Source organism: Nocardioides panacis (genome assembly GCF_019039255.1).
Lineage (GTDB): Bacteria > Actinomycetota > Actinomycetes > Propionibacteriales > Nocardioidaceae > Nocardioides_B > Nocardioides_B panacis.
Genome location: NZ_CP077062.1, coordinates 2,855,932 through 2,872,229, shown reverse-complemented (window position 1 = coordinate 2,872,229; position 16,298 = coordinate 2,855,932). Strand labels below are relative to the sequence as shown.

Here is a 16,298-nt window from a genome sequence, read left to right as displayed (position 1 = left end):
ACCCTAACGGATCGTTGCTGTGAACGGACAGGTGTGTCCGATAGTCGGAGGTTGCAATGACGTACTACCGCCAGGTCGGCACCGTCCCGCAGAAGCGGCACACCGCCTTCCGGGGCGCCGACGGCGCGCTACGGTTCGAGGAGCTGATGGGGGAGGAGGGCTTCTCCTCCGACTCCTCGCTGCTCTACCACCAGGGGGTGCCCTCGGCGATCGTGGACAGCCAGGTCTGGGAGCTCGCCGACCTCTCCACCACCGCGAACCACCCGCTGAAGCCCCGGCACCTCAAGCTGCACGGCCTGTTCGGATCCGGGGCGACCGGCCTCGACGCGGTGCAGGGCCGCCGGCTGGTGCTCGGCAACGGCGACGTCCGGATCTCCTACGTCGTCGCGGACACCACCTCTCCCTACTACCGCAACGCGGTCGGCGACGAGTGCGTGTACGTCGAGGCGGGCACCGGCGCGGTCGAGACGGTCTTCGGCGTGCTGTCCTACCGCGCCGGTGACTACGTCGTCGTACCCCGGGCCACGACGCACCGGTGGGTCCCGGCGGAGCCGTCCCGGCTCTACGCGATCGAGGCGAACAGCCACGTCGCGCCGCCGCGGCGCTACCTGTCGAAGTACGGCCAGCTGCTCGAGCACGCGCCGTACTGCGAGCGCGACCTGCACGGGCCGACCGAGCCGTTCCTGGTCGAGGGCGCCGACGTCGAGGTGCTGGTCAAGCACCGCGGGGGCGGACCGTCCGCGCTGGTCGGCAGCCGGATGACCTACGCCACGCACCCGTTCGACGTGGTCGGCTGGGACGGCTGCCTGTACCCCTACACGTTCAACGTCGAGGACTTCATGCCGATCACCGGCAAGGTGCACCAGCCGCCGCCCGTGCACCAGGTCTTCGAGGGCGGGAACTTCGTGGTCTGCAACTTCGTGCCGCGCAAGGTGGACTACCACCCCGAGTCCGTCCCGGTGCCCTACTACCACTCCAACGTGGACTCCGACGAGGTGATGTTCTACGTCGGCGGCGACTACGAGGCCCGCAAGGGCTCCGGCATCAACCTCGGCTCGGTCTCGGTGCACCCCGGCGGCTACGCGCACGGGCCGCAGCCGTCCGCGGTCGAGGCCTCGATCGGCGCGGAGTACTTCGACGAGCTCGCCGTCATGGTCGACACGTTCCGGCCGCTCGAGCTCGGCGAGGCCGGCCTGGCCGCCGAGGACCCGGCCTACGCGTGGACCTGGGCCGGCCGCGGCCCCACCGACCCGCCCCTGTTCAGCAACTCCTGACCCCGGCGACCCGTCAGTTGGGCGGTGACACGCCGCGGATATCCCTGCACGGGTGACGGGTCGGCGAGGATGGGGGCATGCCGACGTACGTCGCCCTGCTGCGGGCCGTGAACGTGGGGGGCCGCTTCTACAAGATGGCCGACCTGCGCGAGCACCTGACCACCTCCGGGCTGTCCGAGGTCGAGACGCACATCCAGACCGGCAACGTCCGGTTCCGCACACCGATGCGGTCGGCGGCCAAGGTGGAACGGCACGTCGAGGAGGTGCTCGGCGAGCACTGCGGCTTCGACGTGCCGTCGGTGATCCTCACCCCGGCCGAGCTGCGCGGGATCCACGAGGACGCGCAGGGCCTCGCGGCGCCGTTCCCGCCGGGGGAGGGGCAGCGGCGCTACGTGACGTTCTTCAAGGCCGGCCACGTCCCGGACCCGGAGGCGGCCGAGCGGATCGCGGCCTGGGACGAGCCGGGGGAGTCGGCGGTCGCGATCGGCCGGGCCGTGCACGTCTGGCTGACCAAGCCGTCGCTGGACGCGAAGTTCTACCCGGCGTTCAAGAAGGTGCTGGCCCCCGGCACCGCCCGCGACCTCAAGGTGGTCAGCGCGCTGGCCGAGAAGTGGGGCGGCTGACCGGGCATTGCGGACCTGGCGAGTTCTCGCCGCCGCGGGGGCACAAGTCCCCTCCGGTGACTGCCGATACCCCGGTGGGGGTCTTTCCGGACGCACCCGAGACCCGGAAGGAGCTCCACCGTGCCTGTGATCTCGCGCCTGGGCGTGACCGAGCTGTCGCCCGCCTGGATGGCGCGCGCGCTCGGCGTGCTCTACCTCGCCGGCGGGTCGCTGGCGATCGTCTGGACGGTGCTGCCGCGACCCGGGGCGACCGGGAGCGGCGTCGTGCTGACGATGGCGCTGCTCGCCGTTGCGCTGGGCGGCTGCCTGGTGCTCGGCCCGACCGACGGGCTGCCGACCTGGGCCCTGCACCTGATCCTGGCGGTGATCCAGGTGGTGATCTCGGTGGCGTACGTCGCCGCCGGCGACCCGGGCAACGACCTGCGGCTGTTCTACGCCTGGGCGACGCCGTACGCCGCGTTCTTCTTCGGGCGCCGGGACGCCTGGGCGCACTCGCTGTTCACCGCGGTCTGCCTGACCGTCTCCCTCGTGCTGCTCGGCGGTCCGCCGGCGGTGGCGGCGGGCGTGTGGCTGATGACGCTCGGCACCGTGGCGGCCGTCGGGACGCTGGTGAGCGTGCTCGCCGGCCGGATGCGAGCGGGCCAGCAGCTGCTGCACGACGCCGCGGTGCGGGACCCGCTCACCGGGCTGCTCGGCCGGCGCGGGTTCGCCGGAGCGCTGGACGACGCCCTGGCCGCCCGGGCGGGCGGCTCGGTCGTGGTGCTGCTGATCGACCTCGACCACTTCAAGCTGGTCAACGACAGCTACGGCCACCACGTCGGTGACCAGCTGCTGGTCGCGCTGGCCCCGCGGCTGCTCGGCGCCGTCCGGGAGTGCGACGCGGTGGCCAGGATGGGCGGCGACGAGTTCGCGGTGGTCGGCCTCGACGTCGACGGCACCCTCGACCTCGACGCCCTGGTCGCCCGCCTGGAGCAGGTCTGGGCGGAGCCGGTCGCCCTCGAGCGCGGGCCCCTCACGGTCTCCGGCAGCGTCGGGGTGGTCAGGGGCAGTAGCCCCGGCGACACCGCGGAGTCCCTGCTGCGGGACGCCGACGTCGCGCTCTACCGCGCCAAGGCCGTGCAGCGCGGCTCCTCGGTGGTGTTCGACGAGTCGCTGCGCGCCGACCTGGCCCGCGGGGCGCAGCTGGACTCCGAGCTGCGCGGGGCGCTCGGCCGCGGGGAGCTGTCACTGGCGTTCCAGCCGGTCGTCGACCTGGTCTCCGAGCGGATCGAGGGCGCCGAGGCGCTGCTGCGCTGGACCTCCCCGCAGCTCGGGGTGGTGGCGCCCTCGGACTTCGTCCCCGTCGCCGAGGACCTCGGGCTGATCGCGCCGATCGGGGCGTGGGTGGTCGAGGAGGTGTGCGGCACGTTGGCCGCCTGGCGCGACGAGGGGGTCGTGGACGGCGACTTCTCGCTGGCCGTGAACGTCTCGGGCCGCCAGGTCCGGCCGGGCTTCGCGGCGCTGGTCGCCGACGCGCTCGCCCGCCACGGCCTGCCGGCGCGGGTGCTGCACCTGGAGATCACCGAGTCGGTGCTGCTCGACGAGTCCTCGTGCACCGCGCTGGCGCTCGACGAGCTGCTCGCGCTGGGTACGCCGCTGCTGCTCGACGACTTCGGCACCGGGTTCTCGTCGCTGTCCTACCTGCACCGGCTGCCGCTGAACGGCCTGAAGATCGACAAGTCGTTCGTGGACCAGGTCAGCAGCTCCGGACGCTTGCGCACCCTGGTCGCGTCGATGCTGGCGATGGCCGAGGGTCTCCACATGTCGGTGGTCGCCGAGGGCGTCGAGACCCAGGAGGTCGCCGACACCCTGCGGGGCCTGGGCTGCCGGCGGGCGCAGGGGTACCTCTGGGCGCGCCCGCTGCCCCTCGAGGAGTTCGTGGCGCTGGCCCGGGAACGCCGTCAGGCGCGCAGCTCGGCGCCGGCCGGTCCGCCGACCACGCTGTCGGGCCGCGTGCGTGAGAGCGTCCGCACGGACCGGGACGACAGCGTGACCAGCGCGACCAGCACGTAGGCCACCCCGCTGACGACCAGCACGTCGCGGTAGCCGAACGTCTCGCCCAGCGGGCCGTAGAGCAGCTGCCCGACCGGCATGGCCACGAACGATCCCAGGGCGTCGTAGGAGTAGGCGCGCGAGAGCATCGCGTCGTCGATGTTCTCCTGCATCGCGACGTTCCAGCCGATGCTGAACAGCTCGATGCCGGCGCCGGCGACGAAGGTGGCGACCAGCAGCACGGCGAGGTTCGGCTCGACGCCGAGGACCACCATCGGGACGCCCATCAGCGAGCAGCCGAGCATCCCGACCAGCAGCGGCCGCCGGACGTCCACGCGGAGCAGCACCACGGTCATCACCAGCAGCCCGACCGACTCGGCCGAGAGCACCAGGCCCCAGCCCTGCTCGCCGATGGTGGACTTGGCGGCTGCCGGGCCGAGGGTGAACCAGGCGCCGGAGTGGATCGCGTTGAGGACCCCGAACGCGAGCACCACGACCCACAGCCAGGTGGTCGAGACGAAGAACGACCAGCCCTCCCGGAGCTCGCGGACCGTGCCGGTCTGCGAGGTCCGGGCCGGCCGGGCGGGCAGCCGCATCGGCGTCAGCAGGATCGCGGCCACCAGCCAGGTCAGCGCGTCGATCGCGAGCGCCCACCCCGACCCGATCGTGACGACGAGCAGCGCGCCGAGCGTCGGGCCGATCACGGTGAGGCCGCCGCGCACCAGCGAGAGCAGGGCGTTCGCCGACTGGAGCTGGGGCCGAGGGACGAGCTGCGGCACCGTGCTCGCCATCGCCGGGAAGCTCATCGCCGACACGGTGCCGTTGACCACCTCGAGCGTGACGATCATCCACAGCTCGGCCTGGCCGGAGATCACCAGGTAGGCGACCAGGCCCTGGGTCGCCGCCGAGAGCAGGTTCGACAGCTGCAGCACCAGGGCGCGGGGGAACCGGTCGGCGATCACGCCGCCGAACAGCAGGAACAGCACCATCGGCACGGTGCGGGCGGCCAGTACCTGGCCCAGCGCGCTGGCCGAGCCGGTCAGGTCCAGCACCGCGAAGGTCAGGGCGATGCCGGCCATCATCGAGCCCAGGGTGTTGCTGAACCGGGAGGCGAAGTACCACGCGAAGTTGCGCTCCCGCAGCGGGGCGACCGCGTCCTTCCAGGTCATCGGGTCGGCTCGGTGATCTCGAACGTGGCCGCGGTCAGGTTGACGTGCACCGTGCCCGGCGTGCGAGGCGGCTGCGCCTCGGCGTGCACGAGCGTGGACGCCTCCTCGACCAGCGCGCTGACCCGCTTCCAGACCTCGGGGGTGACCCAGAGCTCGGCGTCGGTCATCTGCATCCGGCTGCGCGGGCTGCGGTGCCGCGAGCGGCGCACGAGCTCCTCGGCCATCGCCCGGACGTAGGTCTCCCGCTCCCGCTCCGAGCTGCTCGCCGACGAGCCCGTCGTGCGCTGCTGCTCCCACGGGTGCCGGTAGCGCTTCGCGACGCCACCACGGATCTTCTCCTCGCCGGCCACCACCACCTCGCCCGCGTCGGCGAGCACCCGCAGGTGGTAGGACGCGTTGGCGTGCGTGACGCCGAGCTCGCGGGCCACCTCGGCGGCGCTCAGCTCGGTGCCGGTGAGCAGCGAGAGGATCCGCAGCCGGAGCGGGTGCGCGACCGCGCGCAGGGACGAGACGGCGTCGCCGTCGTCGGACATGGGCTCCCCCGTCGTACTGTCACAGGCTTGTTGGGGAGAGGGAACCAGCAAGCCCCGCCGACTGTCAAACACTTGTTGGGGAGATGCCTCGCACGGCACCGCTCCGGTGTCAGGCGAGCGCCGCGTCCGCCCCCGTACGGCGGCCCGCGGACCGCCCGACGACGGGGCCGGCCGACGCGGGGCCGGCAGGTGCCGAGGGGAAGAACAGCCCCCACAGCAGCAGCAGGGAGACGCCGCACGTCATCACGCCGCCGACGCCGGCGGGCTGCTGCAGGAGGAAGACGAGGTAGCCCAGGTGCGGGGCGTGCCTCGCGACCACGCCGTCGACGTGTCGCGCCGGGATCTCCCAGGCGTCGGCGGTCCGGTTCGCGTCGCCCTTGGTGCGGATGCCCAGGTCGCCGACGTGCGTGACGCGGTGCGTGACGCGGTCGTCGGGCCCGATCCGGAAGGTGACCACGTCGCCGACGGCGTACCCCTGCCGGGCGGGACGGTGCAGGACCAGGTCACCGGGCACGAGGACCGGGGTCATCGAGCCGGTGTGGATGACGTAGGCACGCCAGCCGGCGTGCCAGAAGCCTGCGAGCACCACCACGGCCAGCAGCAGCAGGGTGCCGGCGGCTTGGGGGACTGTGGGCCATCCGGTTCGGCGACGGCATCCACAAGATTGATGAATCCGAGAAAAGCCCTTCAGGTTCGACCCGCGGATGCCGATAGCACTCCACTAGGGTCGGCCGCATGGACGCTGGGCAGGGCCTCGACATCCGGTACGTCGACGGGGTGCTCCGACTCACCCTCGACCGGCCGGACCGGCTCAACGCGATGACCGCCGCGATGAGCGACGGCCTCGCCGAGGCGGTGGAGGGCGCGGCGGCCCGGGACGACGTACGCGTGGTCCTGCTGGCCGGTGCCGGCACGGCCTTCTGCTCCGGCGCCGACCTGTCCGGGGCCGACGCCCACGAGAACTTCGACGTCACCAGCCTGGACCGGGCGAACCGGATCGTCCGCGCGATCGTGGGTCTCGGCAAGCCCTGCGTGGCCGCGGTCAACGGGGTCGCCGCCGGGCGTGGGCTGCTCGATGGCCCTCGCCTGCGACCTCGTGGTGGCCCGGGAGTCCGCCTCGTTCCTGCTGGCGTTCGCGCGGATCGGCCTGATGCCCGACGGGGGAGCGACCGCCACCGTCGCGGCCTCGGTCGGCCGGGCCCGCGCGATGCGGATGGCGCTGCTCGGCGAGGCCCTGCCGGCCCGCGACGCGTACGACGCCGGGCTGGTCAGCCACCTCGCCGCGGACGACACCTTCGAGGACACCGTGGAGCAGGTGGTCGCCCGGCTCGCCGCGGGTCCGCCGCTGTCCTACGCGGCCACCAAGAAGGCGGTCAACGCCGCGACGCTCGGGCACCTGAACGACGCGCTCGAGCGGGAGCGGACCGGGCAGACGGTGCTGCTGCGCACCGCCGACGTGGCCGAAGGCATGCGGGCGTTCGGGCAGAAGCGGCGGCCGGTGTTCCGCGGCGAGTGACCCGTCAGCTCTGCGACGACACGCCGCGGGAGGGGCTGCGGGAGTGACGGGTCAGCCGATGCGGCGGCCCTCGTCGGCCCAGTAGGGCTCGCGCAGCACCCGCTTGAGCAGCTTGCCCGACGGGTTGCGGGGCAGCTCCTCGACGAAGTCCACCGAGCGCGGCCGCTTGAAGCCGGCGATCCGGTCCCGTGCCCAGGCGATCAGCTCCTCGGCGGTGAGCGTCGACCCCGGACGGCGGACGACGACCGCCTTCACGGTCTCGCCCCAGCGCGGGTCGGGGACCCCGATCACCGCCACGTCGGCCACGTCGGGGTGCTCGGAGAGCGCCGACTCGACCTCGATCGGGTACACGTTCTCGGCGCCGGACACGATCATGTCCTTGATCCGGTCGGTGAGGAACACGAAGCCCTCGTCGTCGAGGTAGCCCGCGTCGCCGGTGTGCAGCCAGCCGTCGGCGTCGAACGCGGCGGCCGTCTCGGCGGGCTTGTCCCAGTAGCCGGGGGAGTTCTGCCGCGAGCGGGTCCAGATCTCGCCGACCTCGCCCGGGCCGCAGTCGAGGCCGGTGACCGGGTCGACGGCCTTCATCTCCACCCACGGGTAGGGCCGGCCAGCGGAGCGGAGCAGGTGCTGACGCGGGCCGCCCGGGTCGTGGTCGGTCGAGGACAGTTCGGTGATCGCGCCGGTCGTCTCGGTCAGCCCGTAGACCTGGAACAGCGGGGCCCCGAACACCTCGAGCGAGCGCCTCAGAGCCGCGGTGGTGATCGGCGACGCGCCGTACGCGATCGACCGCAGGCTGGAGTAGTCGCGGTCCTCGGCACCGGATACCGCGCACATCATCTGCAGCACGGCCGGGACCAGGAACGCGTTGGTGATGCCGGCCTTCTCGATGGTGTCGATCAGCGCCGCGGGGTCGATCACCGGCACCAGGACGTCGGTGCCGCCGCGGGCCAGCGCGACGTTCGCCCAGCCGGACCCGCCGATGTGGAACAGCGGCATCGCGACCAGCGACACCGACGTCTCGTCGACGTCCCAGGCGTCCGCGACGTCCATCAGCCCCGAGCAGTTGCCGTTGGTCAGCTGCACGCCCTTGGGCAGCCCGGTGGTGCCCGAGGTGTAGAGCTGCAGCACCACGTCGTCGTACGACGCCTCGCGGCCGGGGTCCACGTCGCTCGCGGCGGCGACCCACTGCTCGAAGTCCGCGCCGGTCCGCACGACGCGCGTCAGCCCCGGCGCCTCGGCCCGGATCGCGGGCAGCGCGGCCTCGAACGCCGGGCCGACGACCAGCACCGTGGAACGGGCGTCGTGCACGATCCGGCCCATCTCGGTCGGCGTCAGCCGGTAGTTCAGCGGCGCGATGGCCGCGCCGATCCGGGCCGCACCGAGCATCACCTCGAAGAACTCGGGATGGTTGAGGTCGAGGTAGGCGATCCGCTCGTTCTCGCCGACACCGAGGCCCAGCAGGGCGTTCGCGACCCGGTTGCCGCGCTCGTCGAGCTGGCCGTAGGTGACCGTCCGGGTCGCGCCGACCAGTGCGGGGTGGTCGCGGCGGCCGGCGGCGAGCTCGGTGAACATCCGGCTCAGCGGCGGGACCTGCCTCATGCGACGGTCACGCCCGCGTCGCGCATCTCGGACAGGGCCGACGCCGTCGAGCCCGGCGCGACGCCGGCGCACAGCGACTCCAGGAGCCGGGTGGTGAAGCCCGCGCGGACCGCGTCCAGGGCGGTGGCGCGCACGCAGTAGTCGGTGGCCAGGCCGCACACGTCCACGTCGCTGACGTCGTGACGGCGCAGCCAGTCGGTGAGCGTCGAGCCGTCCGTCGTGCGCCCCTCGAAGCCGGAGTACGCCGCGGCGTGGTCGCCCTTGAGGAACACCGCGTCGAACGGCTGCGGGTCGAGGTTGGGGTGGAAGGCCTCCCCGTCGGTGCCGACCACGCAGTGCGCCGGCCAGGACCGGTCGAAGTCCGGCTCGTCGCTGAAGTGCTCGCCGGGGTCGACGTGGTGGTCGCGGGTGGCCACCACGACCTGGTAGTCCGGAGCCTTGCGGTCCTTGTGCGACCAGTGGTGCAGCAGCTCGCCGATCCGGAACGCGACCTCGGCACCCCCGTCGACGGCCAGGCTGCCGCCCTCGCAGAAGTCGTTCTGGACGTCGACGACGATCAGTGCGCGTGCCATGTTCGTGACCCTAGTCACCCAGCGGGAGCCACGCGAGCACATCGCGGATGGTCGCGTCCCACAGGCCCCACTCGTGCTCGCCCGGCCGGAAGTCCACGTGCACGTCGACCCCGGCGAGCGTCGCCTCGTCGACGAACCGCTCGTTCCCGGCGAACAGGTGGTCCTCGGTGCCGCAGCCGACGTAGAGCGACGGCAGCGACTCGATCTCCGCCTCGCCGAGCAGCGTGAACAGGTCGTCGTCCGGCCCGACCTCGCCGTCGAACACCCGCTCGACGAGCTGCCGCCGGGCGGGGTCCCGGCAGATCGCCTCGAGGTCGAGTGCGCCGGACAGGCTGGCCGCGGCGGCGAACCGCTCGGGCTGGTGCAGCGCCCACTTCAGCGCGCCGTAGCCGCCCATCGACAGGCCGGCGACGAAGGTGTCCTCGCGGCGCTCGGAGACCCGGAAGAACGAGCCGACCACCTGGGGCAGCTCCTCGGACAGGAACGTCCAGTACCGCCCGCCGTGCACCTCGTCGGCGTAGAACGACCGCTGCACCTCGGGCATCACGACGGCGACGCCGAGCGGCGCGGCGTACCGCTCGATGCTGGTGTAGCGCAGCCAGGCCGAGCTGTCGTCGGAGAGCCCGTGCAGGAGGTAGAGCACCGGGAAGCCGCGGTCCGCCCGGGCCGAGCCGGTCGAGATCCCGATCTGCTCCTCGCCGGCCTGCGGCAGCAGCACCGTCATCGACGTGCCCACCTCGAGCACCTCGGAGAAGAAGTCGCAGCGGACCAGGGCCATCTCAGGAGACCTGCCCGTCGGTGGGCCCGTCCACGTGCCCGTCGACGTGCAGGGTCGGGATCACCGGCTCGCCGCGGGAGAGCTGGCGGGCCTTCATCGGCAGCTCCGCGCGGGAGGCGGCGTGCCGCGCGCGGATCGTCTCCAGGCTCTCCCGGCCGACCACCGTGCCCTTCTCGACGAGCCGCACCATCAGGGCCCGGTCGTCGCCGTCGTCGACCGGCGCCTCCCCGATGCCGACCACCTCGGCCTCCGCGACCCCCCGCGCGTTGCGTCGGCGCAGGGCGTACTTCCGGCCGCCGATGGAGATCTTGTCCTTGCTCCGCTTCGCGACGCTGACCATCTCGCCGTCCGGCCCCTCGCGGGAGACCAGCTTGTAGACGAAGCCGCAGGTCGGGTGGCCGCTGCCGGTGACCAGCGAGGTGCCCACGCCGTAGCCGTCGACCGGCGCCGCGGCGAGGGCGGCGATGGCGTGCTCGTCGAGGTCGGAGGTGACCACGATCCGGGTGTCGTGCGCGCCGAGCGCGTCGAGCTGGTCGCGGACCTGCTGGGCGAGCACCCCGAGGTCGCCGCTGTCGAGCCGCACCGCGCCCAGCCCGGGACCGGCCACCTCGACCCCGAGACGCACCGCCTCGGCGACGTCGTAGGTGTCGACGAGCAGCGTCGTGCCGTGACCGAGGGAGGTGACCTGGGCGGTGAAGGCGTCCTTCTCGGTGTCGTGCAGGAGCGTGAAGCTGTGCGCGCTGGTGCCGGCCGTCGGGACGTCGTACCGCTGCCGGGCCGCGAGGTTGGAGGTGGTCACGAAGCCCGCGATGTACGCCGCGCGGGCGGCCGCCACCGCGGCCTCCTCGTGCGTGCGCCGCGACCCCATCTCGATGCACGGCCGGTCCCCGGCGGCCCAGGTCATCCGGGAGGCCGCGGACGCGATCGCCGAATCGTGGTTGAGGATCGAGAGCAGCAGCGTCTCGAGCAGCACCGCCTCGGCGAACGTCGACTCGACCACCATCAGCGGGGAGTAGGGGAAGTAGGTCTCGCCCTCCGCGTAGCCCCAGACGTCGCCGTCGAACCGGTAGCCGGCCAGCCACTCCAGGGTCGGCTCGTCGACCACGCCGTGCTCCCGGAGCACGTCGACCACCTCGGGGTCGAAGGTGAACCGCTCGATCGCGTCGAGGGCACGTCCGACGCCGGCCACGACGCCGTACCGCCGCCCTTCGGGGAGCCGGCGCGGGAACAGCTCGAACACCGCCCGCCGGTGCGCGGTCCCCGAGGCCAGCGCCGCCTGCAGCATCGTGAGCTCGTAGTGGTCGGTCAGCAACGCGGTCGACTGTGTCGTCACCCCCACACCCTAGGATGAACGTCGTGTCCGCCCCCTCTCCCGTCGAGCTCGACCAGCCGGAGACCGAGGACCTCACCTCCCTCGGGACCCCGTGGGTGACGATCGTGTGGAACGACCCGGTCAACCTGATGAACTACGTCTCCTACGTCTTCCAGACCTACTTCGGCTACAGCCGCAAGAAGGCCGAGAAGCTGATGCTCGAGGTGCACAACGACGGCAAGTCGGTCGTGTCGAGCGGGTCCCGCGAGGAGATGGAGCGCGACGTCCAGGCCATGCACGAGTACGGCCTCTGGGCCACGATGGAGAAGCAGGACTCATGAGCGAGGGCTTCGAGCGGCGCCGGGGCGGGGGCGCGGTGGCGACGTTCACCGGCTTCGAGGCCGACCTGATCCGGTCGCTGGCCTCCCAGCTGGTCGAGCTGCTGCGCAACGAGGTGGCCGCCCCGAGCGCGAGCGACGACCCGCTCGAGCAGCTGCTGGACTTCTCCGGCCCCACCACCGAGCCGGAGGACCCGGTCCTCGCCCGGCTGTTCCCCACCGCCTACCCCGACGACGAGGAGGCGGCCGGCGAGTTCCGGCGCTTCACCGAGGGCGCGCTGCGCGACCACAAGGCGCGGGCGGCGGTGCAGGTCATCGACTGCCTCGAGGAGGCCGGGCTGCCCACCGAGCTCGGTGAGGACGGCCTGGTCGTCGACGTGGAGCTGGACCGGGAGCAGTCGGTGACCTGGATGAAGTCGTTCACCGACATCCGGCTCGCCCTGGCCACCCGGCTCGGGGTCGAGGAGGACGACGAGGACTACTGGATGGCGCTGCCCGACGAGGACCCGCGGACGCACGTCTACGACATCTACCAGTGGGTGGGCTACCTCCAGGAGACCCTGGTCGACGCGCTCACCCGCTGACCTCCGCCGGGTGCGGCACCCGCGCCACGTGCAGCCGCGCGTGCCGGATCGCGTCGGGGGTCGAGGCGAACAGGTGCCCCTCGTGGGCCAGGCTCGCGAACACCCCCAGGGCGCCGAGCACCCCGGCGTGCTGGTCGCGGACGCCGGAGAGCACGACGGTGACGCCGCGCTGCTCGAGCCGGGTGATCGTGTCCCGCAGCACGGATGCCCCGGTCACGTCGACGGCGGCGACGTGGGACATCCGCAGCACGACCACGCGTACGTCGCTCAAGGTGCTCAGCTCGAGCAGGGCGCGGTGCGCCGCGGCGAAGAACAGCGGACCGTCGAGCCGGTAGGCCACGATGTGCTCGTCGAGCAGCGCGTGCTCCTCGACCTCGTGGGCGGCCGGGGCGTCCTCCCCGGAGAGCGGGACCTGCTCGAGCACCGCGGACCGGGCCATCCGGCGCAGCGCGACGGCACCGGCGGCGACGACCCCGAGGACGACGGCGGTCACGAGGTCCAGGGCGACCGTCGCGGCCGCCGTACCCAGGAGCACGACGGCGTCACCGCGGCCCGCGTGCAGGAGGGTCCGCACCGAGCCGACCTCGACCATCCGCAGCGCGGTGGCGACCAGCACGCCGGCCAGCGCCGCGAGCGGGATGCGACCGACGAGCGGTGCGAGCAGGAGCACGACGAGCAGCAGGAACACCGCGTGCACCACCGACGCGAGCCGGGAGGTCGCGCCGCTGCGCACGTTGACGGCGGTCCGGGCGATGGCCGCGGTGGCGGGCAGGCCGCCGAACAGCGGGCTGACCAGGTTGGCCACGCCCTGGCCGAACAGCTCCCGGTCGGGGTCGTGACGCTCCGACACGCTCATCGCGTCGGCGACGCTGGCCGACAGGAGGCTCTCGAGCGCGGCGAGCACCGCGACCGCCAGCGCCGGGAGCAGCAGGTCCGGCAGCTGCGCCCAGGGCACGGCCGGCAGCCGTGGGGCCGGGAAGCCCGAGGGCAGGGCGCCGATCCGTGCGACGTCGAGGTGGAAGAGCTCGGCGGCACCGGTGGCCAGGACGACCGCGAGCAGCGAGGCGGGCAGGCCCGGGCGGAACCGGCTGCCCAGCAGCATCACGGCCACCACGGCGAGCGTCATCAGCGGCGCGAGCCCGTGCGGGTCGCGCAACCAGGCGAGCGCCGAGGACGTCGCGGTGGCGTAGACGTGGTCGCCGGAGCCGGTGGTGCCCAGCGCCAGGGGCACCTGCTGGAGCGCGATGATCAGCGCGATGCCGAGGGTGAAGCCCTCGACCACGGGCAGCGGGATGAAGCGCACGTAGGTCCCGAGACCGGCGACGGCCATGGCCAGCAGGACGAGGCCGGCCAGCAGGCCGACCACGAGCACGCCGGGCGCGCCGAAGGACGCCACGATCGGGATCAGCACCACGGTCATCGCCCCGGTGGGACCGGTGACCTGGAGGCTGCTGCCGCCGAGCAGCGCGGCGGCTATGCCGGCGACGACCGCGGTCACCAGGCCGGCGCCCGCGCCGAGCCCGGAGGAGATGCCGAAGCCGAGCGCCAGCGGGAGCGCGACGACGCCGACGGTGAGCCCGGCCACCAGGTCCCGGCGCGGGCTGTGCAGCATCGCCCCGAGGTCGTCCCGCGTCGGGGACAGCGCCCGCGCCCGGGCGGCGACCCGGTTCGGCGTCACGGCGTGCGGGTGATCTCGTCGACCAGCGCGCCGGACTCGGCGTGCCGGGTGGTGAGGATGTGCCGCGCCGCGAGCAGCAGGTCGCGGACCTCGGGCAGGGCGAGGGAGTAGATGACCTCGCCGCCCTCGCGCCGCTGGAGGACGAGCCCCGCCTGGCGCAGCACCGAGAGCTGCTGGGAGAGGTTGCTGGCCTCGATGTCGATCACGGCCCGGAGCCGGTGGACGGGCAGGTCCTCCTCGGCGAGCAGCTCCAGCACCCGGATCCGGGCGGGGTGCCCGAGGGTCCGGAAGAAGTCGGCCTTGGCCTGGTAGAGCGGGAGCGGCATGGGACTCCTTGACGAGTTGATGACTTGAAGAATACTTCAATCAGCGTCGCGGCGCGAGTCTCAGGATCCGGACCCGCCCGGGGTACGACGGGCCGGCGACCGGGGCTCTCCTACGCTGGCGGACGTGCTGAGGATCGAGCAGAAGACCTACGACGCGATCGTCGCGCACGCCAAGCGGGACCACCCCGACGAGGCGTGCGGCGTGGTCGCGGGCCCGGAGGGCTCCGACCGTCCCGAGCGGTTCGTCCCGATGGTCAACGCGGCGAGCTCGCCGACGTTCTACGAGTTCGACCCGACCGACCTGCTCAAGCTCTACCGGGACATGGACGCCCGCGACGAGGAGCCGGTGGTCGTCTACCACTCCCACACGGCCACCGAGGCCTACCCGTCGCGCACCGACACGGGCCTCGCCATGGAGCCGAACGCGCACTACGTGTTGGTCAGCACACGCGAGCACGGGAATAGTGACGGGCCAGTGGAGTTCAGGTCATACAGAATCGTCGACGGCCAGGTGACCGAGGAAGAGGTCTCCGTCGTCGCCACCATCGAACAGCTGAGGAGCCAGGACTGATGTCAGTCGAGGTCCGCATCCCCACCATCCTGCGCACGTACACCGGCGGCGAGAAGGCCGTCCCCGGAGAGGGCACGACGCTCTCGGAGGTCATCGACCACCTCGAGGACAACCACCCCGGCATCAAGGAGCGCCTCATCGAGGGTGCGGACCTGCGTCGTTTCGTGAACGTCTACGTCAACGACGAGGACGTCCGGTTCACCGGTGGTCTCGGCACGAGCGTGAGCGACGGCGACCAGGTCGTCGTGCTGCCTGCGGTCGCCGGCGGAGCGCGCTGACGGTGCGCTTCGACTCGACGCTCGACTCGGTCGGGGGCACGCCGCTGGTCGGCCTGCCCCGGCTATCGCCGTCGCCGGACGTGCGGCTCTGGGCCAAGCTGGAGGACCAGAACCCCACCGGGTCCATCAAGGACCGCGCCGCGCTGAAGATGGTCGAGGTCGCGGAGAAGGACGGCACGCTGCGTCCCGGCTGCACGATCCTGGAGCCGACCTCTGGCAACACCGGCATCTCGCTGGCGATGGCCGCCAAGCTCAAGGGCTACCGGCTGGTCTGTGTGATGCCCGAGAACACCTCCGAGGAGCGCCGCCAGCTGCTGCGCATGTGGGGCGCCGAGATCGTGTCCTCACCGGCCGCCGGCGGCTCCAACGAGGCGGTCCGGGTGGCCAAGCAGGTCGCCGAGGACCACCCCGACTGGGTGATGCTCTACCAGTACGGCAACCCCGCCAACGCGCTCGCGCACTACGAGGGCACCGGCCCGGAGATCGTCGCGGACCTGCCCGAGGTGACGCACTTCGTCGCCGGTCTCGGCACCACCGGCACGCTGATGGGCGTCGGCCGGTTCTTCCGGGAGCACAAGCCGGAGGTGCGGATCGTCGCCGCGGAGCCGCGCTACGGCGAGCTCGTCTACGGCCTGCGCAACCTCGACGAGGGCTTCGTCCCCGAGCTGTACGACGCCTCGCTGATCGACGCACGCTTCTCGGTCGGTCCCCGCGACGCCGTACGACGGGTCCGCGAGCTGCTCGAGGCCGAGGGCATCTTCGCCGGCATCTCGACCGGCGCGATCCTGCACGCCGCGCTGGCCCAGGCCGCCAGGTCCGTCCAGGCCGGCGAGCGCGCCGACATCGTCTTCGTGGTCTGCGACGGCGGCTGGAAGTACCTCTCCACCGGCGCCTACGAGGGCACCATCGACGAGGCCGAGGACCGCCTCGAGGGCCAGCTCTGGGCCTGACGCCCCTCGCGCTGGTTCCCCTCACGCTGGTCGAGGTGCGAACGAAGTGAGCCTCGAGACCCACCCCGAGGGGCCCTGAGTGGCCTCGAGGCCCTCGCCCCCGGGGGCTCGGGCACCTCGACCAACGTGGGCGCCGTGCACCGGCACCCTCCGGCCGGGTTATCGT

At 72.6% G+C, this 16,298-nt stretch carries 18 protein-coding genes and 1 pseudogene; 10 read left to right on the top strand and 9 right to left on the bottom strand.

What is annotated here, in order from left to right; translation table 11 throughout:
• Positions 1 to 56: 56 nt before the first annotated feature.
• The 3 genes from KRR39_RS14015 (at position 57) to KRR39_RS14005 (ending at position 3,949) form a co-directional block, all read left to right on the top strand.
• Positions 57 to 1,274, top strand: coding sequence for a homogentisate 1,2-dioxygenase (locus tag KRR39_RS14015; protein ID WP_216937756.1), 1,218 nt, complete (start codon positions 57 to 59; stop codon positions 1,272 to 1,274).
• Between the two features lie 77 nt (positions 1,275 to 1,351).
• On the top strand, positions 1,352 to 1,897 hold the full coding sequence (locus tag KRR39_RS14010) for a DUF1697 domain-containing protein (protein ID WP_216937754.1): 546 nt from the start codon (positions 1,352 to 1,354) through the stop codon (positions 1,895 to 1,897).
• A gap of 120 nt (positions 1,898 to 2,017) precedes the next feature.
• The gene (locus tag KRR39_RS14005; RefSeq protein WP_216937751.1) at positions 2,018 to 3,949 is read left to right on the top strand and encodes a putative bifunctional diguanylate cyclase/phosphodiesterase; all 1,932 of its coding nucleotides are present in this window, start codon (positions 2,018 to 2,020) and stop codon (positions 3,947 to 3,949) included.
• Here KRR39_RS14005 and KRR39_RS14000 read toward each other — a convergent pair.
• The 3 genes from KRR39_RS14000 to KRR39_RS13990 form a co-directional block, all read right to left on the bottom strand.
• Complete coding sequence (locus KRR39_RS14000) at positions 3,838 to 5,097, bottom strand: MFS transporter (RefSeq protein ID WP_216937748.1); 1,260 nt, start codon at positions 5,095 to 5,097, stop codon at positions 3,838 to 3,840. The genes KRR39_RS14005 and KRR39_RS14000 overlap by 112 nt on opposite strands.
• Entirely contained in the window at positions 5,094 to 5,630 is a 537-nt protein-coding gene (locus KRR39_RS13995) for an ArsR/SmtB family transcription factor (protein WP_216937745.1), read from the bottom strand. Before KRR39_RS13995 ends, KRR39_RS14000 begins: the two co-directional genes overlap by 4 nt.
• A 109-nt stretch (positions 5,631 to 5,739) precedes the next feature.
• The gene (locus KRR39_RS13990; protein WP_216937742.1) at positions 5,740 to 6,222 is read right to left on the bottom strand and encodes a signal peptidase I; all 483 of its coding nucleotides are present in this window, start codon (positions 6,220 to 6,222) and stop codon (positions 5,740 to 5,742) included.
• 143 nt (positions 6,223 to 6,365) lie between these two features.
• Between KRR39_RS13990 and KRR39_RS24890 the strand changes: the two are divergent.
• Together KRR39_RS24890 and KRR39_RS24885 are read left to right on the top strand one after the other, a co-directional pair.
• Positions 6,366 to 6,641, top strand: a pseudogene (locus KRR39_RS24890) (enoyl-CoA hydratase-related protein); the annotation flags it as partial.
• Positions 6,642 to 6,705: 64 nt separating this feature from the next.
• Complete coding sequence (locus KRR39_RS24885; protein WP_254185138.1) at positions 6,706 to 7,146, top strand: enoyl-CoA hydratase-related protein; 441 nt, start codon at positions 6,706 to 6,708, stop codon at positions 7,144 to 7,146.
• Between the two features lie 51 nt (positions 7,147 to 7,197).
• Here KRR39_RS24885 and KRR39_RS13980 read toward each other — a convergent pair whose 3' ends face one another.
• Genes KRR39_RS13980 through KRR39_RS13965 form a run of 4 tightly spaced genes read right to left on the bottom strand, consistent with a single transcriptional unit; the run spans position 7,198 to position 11,428 of the window.
• Positions 7,198 to 8,745, bottom strand: coding sequence for a long-chain-fatty-acid--CoA ligase (locus tag KRR39_RS13980; protein WP_216937740.1), 1,548 nt, complete (start codon positions 8,743 to 8,745; stop codon positions 7,198 to 7,200).
• Positions 8,742 to 9,317, bottom strand: coding sequence for an isochorismatase family protein (locus tag KRR39_RS13975; RefSeq protein ID WP_216937737.1), 576 nt, complete (start codon positions 9,315 to 9,317; stop codon positions 8,742 to 8,744). The genes KRR39_RS13980 and KRR39_RS13975 overlap by 4 nt, the downstream gene beginning before the upstream one ends.
• Before the next feature lie 10 nt (positions 9,318 to 9,327).
• Entirely contained in the window at positions 9,328 to 10,095 is a 768-nt protein-coding gene (locus tag KRR39_RS13970; RefSeq protein WP_216937736.1) for an alpha/beta hydrolase, read from the bottom strand.
• A 1-nt stretch (position 10,096) separates the two neighbouring features.
• The gene (locus KRR39_RS13965) at positions 10,097 to 11,428 is read right to left on the bottom strand and encodes a nicotinate phosphoribosyltransferase (RefSeq protein ID WP_302053501.1); all 1,332 of its coding nucleotides are present in this window, start codon (positions 11,426 to 11,428) and stop codon (positions 10,097 to 10,099) included.
• Between the two features lie 14 nt (positions 11,429 to 11,442).
• On the opposite strand from KRR39_RS13965, the gene clpS reads away from it, so the two are divergent.
• Together clpS and KRR39_RS13955 are read left to right on the top strand one after the other, a co-directional pair.
• Positions 11,443 to 11,748 (top strand): ATP-dependent Clp protease adapter ClpS, encoded by a 306-nt coding sequence (gene clpS, locus KRR39_RS13960; protein WP_216937734.1) that lies wholly within the window; start codon positions 11,443 to 11,445, stop codon positions 11,746 to 11,748.
• Positions 11,745 to 12,329 (top strand): DUF2017 domain-containing protein, encoded by a 585-nt coding sequence (locus KRR39_RS13955; protein ID WP_216937731.1) that lies wholly within the window; start codon positions 11,745 to 11,747, stop codon positions 12,327 to 12,329. The genes clpS and KRR39_RS13955 overlap by 4 nt, the downstream gene beginning before the upstream one ends.
• On the opposite strand, the gene KRR39_RS13950 is transcribed toward KRR39_RS13955, so the two are convergent.
• Together KRR39_RS13950 and KRR39_RS13945 are read right to left on the bottom strand one after the other, a co-directional pair.
• The gene (locus KRR39_RS13950; protein WP_254185137.1) at positions 12,319 to 14,007 is read right to left on the bottom strand and encodes a SulP family inorganic anion transporter; all 1,689 of its coding nucleotides are present in this window, start codon (positions 14,005 to 14,007) and stop codon (positions 12,319 to 12,321) included. The genes KRR39_RS13955 and KRR39_RS13950 overlap by 11 nt on opposite strands.
• Positions 14,004 to 14,333, bottom strand: a complete 330-nt coding sequence (locus KRR39_RS13945) for an ArsR/SmtB family transcription factor (RefSeq protein ID WP_216937728.1) — start codon at positions 14,331 to 14,333, stop codon at positions 14,004 to 14,006. The genes KRR39_RS13950 and KRR39_RS13945 overlap by 4 nt, the downstream gene beginning before the upstream one ends.
• Before the next feature lie 124 nt (positions 14,334 to 14,457).
• Here KRR39_RS13945 and KRR39_RS13940 point away from each other — a divergent pair, with 124 nt between their 5' ends.
• Genes KRR39_RS13940 through KRR39_RS13930 form a run of 3 tightly spaced genes read left to right on the top strand, consistent with a single transcriptional unit; the run spans position 14,458 to position 16,132 of the window.
• Positions 14,458 to 14,904, top strand: a complete 447-nt coding sequence (locus KRR39_RS13940; protein WP_216937726.1) for a M67 family metallopeptidase — start codon at positions 14,458 to 14,460, stop codon at positions 14,902 to 14,904.
• Positions 14,904 to 15,182 (top strand): MoaD family protein, encoded by a 279-nt coding sequence (locus tag KRR39_RS13935; RefSeq protein WP_216937723.1) that lies wholly within the window; start codon positions 14,904 to 14,906, stop codon positions 15,180 to 15,182. The genes KRR39_RS13940 and KRR39_RS13935 overlap by 1 nt, the downstream gene beginning before the upstream one ends.
• 2 nt (positions 15,183 to 15,184) lie before the next feature.
• Complete coding sequence (locus tag KRR39_RS13930) at positions 15,185 to 16,132, top strand: PLP-dependent cysteine synthase family protein (RefSeq protein WP_216937721.1); 948 nt, start codon at positions 15,185 to 15,187, stop codon at positions 16,130 to 16,132.
• The last annotated feature ends 166 nt before the right edge of the window (positions 16,133 to 16,298 follow it).

Coding starts and splice junctions, on each gene's coding strand:
- KRR39_RS14010 (WP_216937754.1), top strand. CDS start 1,352: ATGCCGACGTACGTCGCCCTGCTGCGGGCCGTGAACGTGGGGGGCCGC.
- KRR39_RS24885 (WP_254185138.1), top strand. CDS start 6,706: ATGGCCCTCGCCTGCGACCTCGTGGTGGCCCGGGAGTCCGCCTCGTTC.
- KRR39_RS13970 (WP_216937736.1), bottom strand. CDS start 10,095: ATGGCCCTGGTCCGCTGCGACTTCTTCTCCGAGGTGCTCGAGGTGGGC.
- KRR39_RS14000 (WP_216937748.1), bottom strand. CDS start 5,097: ATGACCTGGAAGGACGCGGTCGCCCCGCTGCGGGAGCGCAACTTCGCG.
- clpS (WP_216937734.1), top strand. CDS start 11,443: ATGAACGTCGTGTCCGCCCCCTCTCCCGTCGAGCTCGACCAGCCGGAG.
- KRR39_RS13955 (WP_216937731.1), top strand. CDS start 11,745: ATGAGCGAGGGCTTCGAGCGGCGCCGGGGCGGGGGCGCGGTGGCGACG.
- KRR39_RS13975 (WP_216937737.1), bottom strand. CDS start 9,317: ATGGCACGCGCACTGATCGTCGTCGACGTCCAGAACGACTTCTGCGAG.
- KRR39_RS13995 (WP_216937745.1), bottom strand. CDS start 5,630: ATGTCCGACGACGGCGACGCCGTCTCGTCCCTGCGCGCGGTCGCGCAC.
- KRR39_RS14015 (WP_216937756.1), top strand. CDS start 57: ATGACGTACTACCGCCAGGTCGGCACCGTCCCGCAGAAGCGGCACACC.
- KRR39_RS13980 (WP_216937740.1), bottom strand. CDS start 8,745: ATGAGGCAGGTCCCGCCGCTGAGCCGGATGTTCACCGAGCTCGCCGCC.
- KRR39_RS13945 (WP_216937728.1), bottom strand. CDS start 14,333: ATGCCGCTCCCGCTCTACCAGGCCAAGGCCGACTTCTTCCGGACCCTC.
- KRR39_RS13935 (WP_216937723.1), top strand. CDS start 14,904: ATGTCAGTCGAGGTCCGCATCCCCACCATCCTGCGCACGTACACCGGC.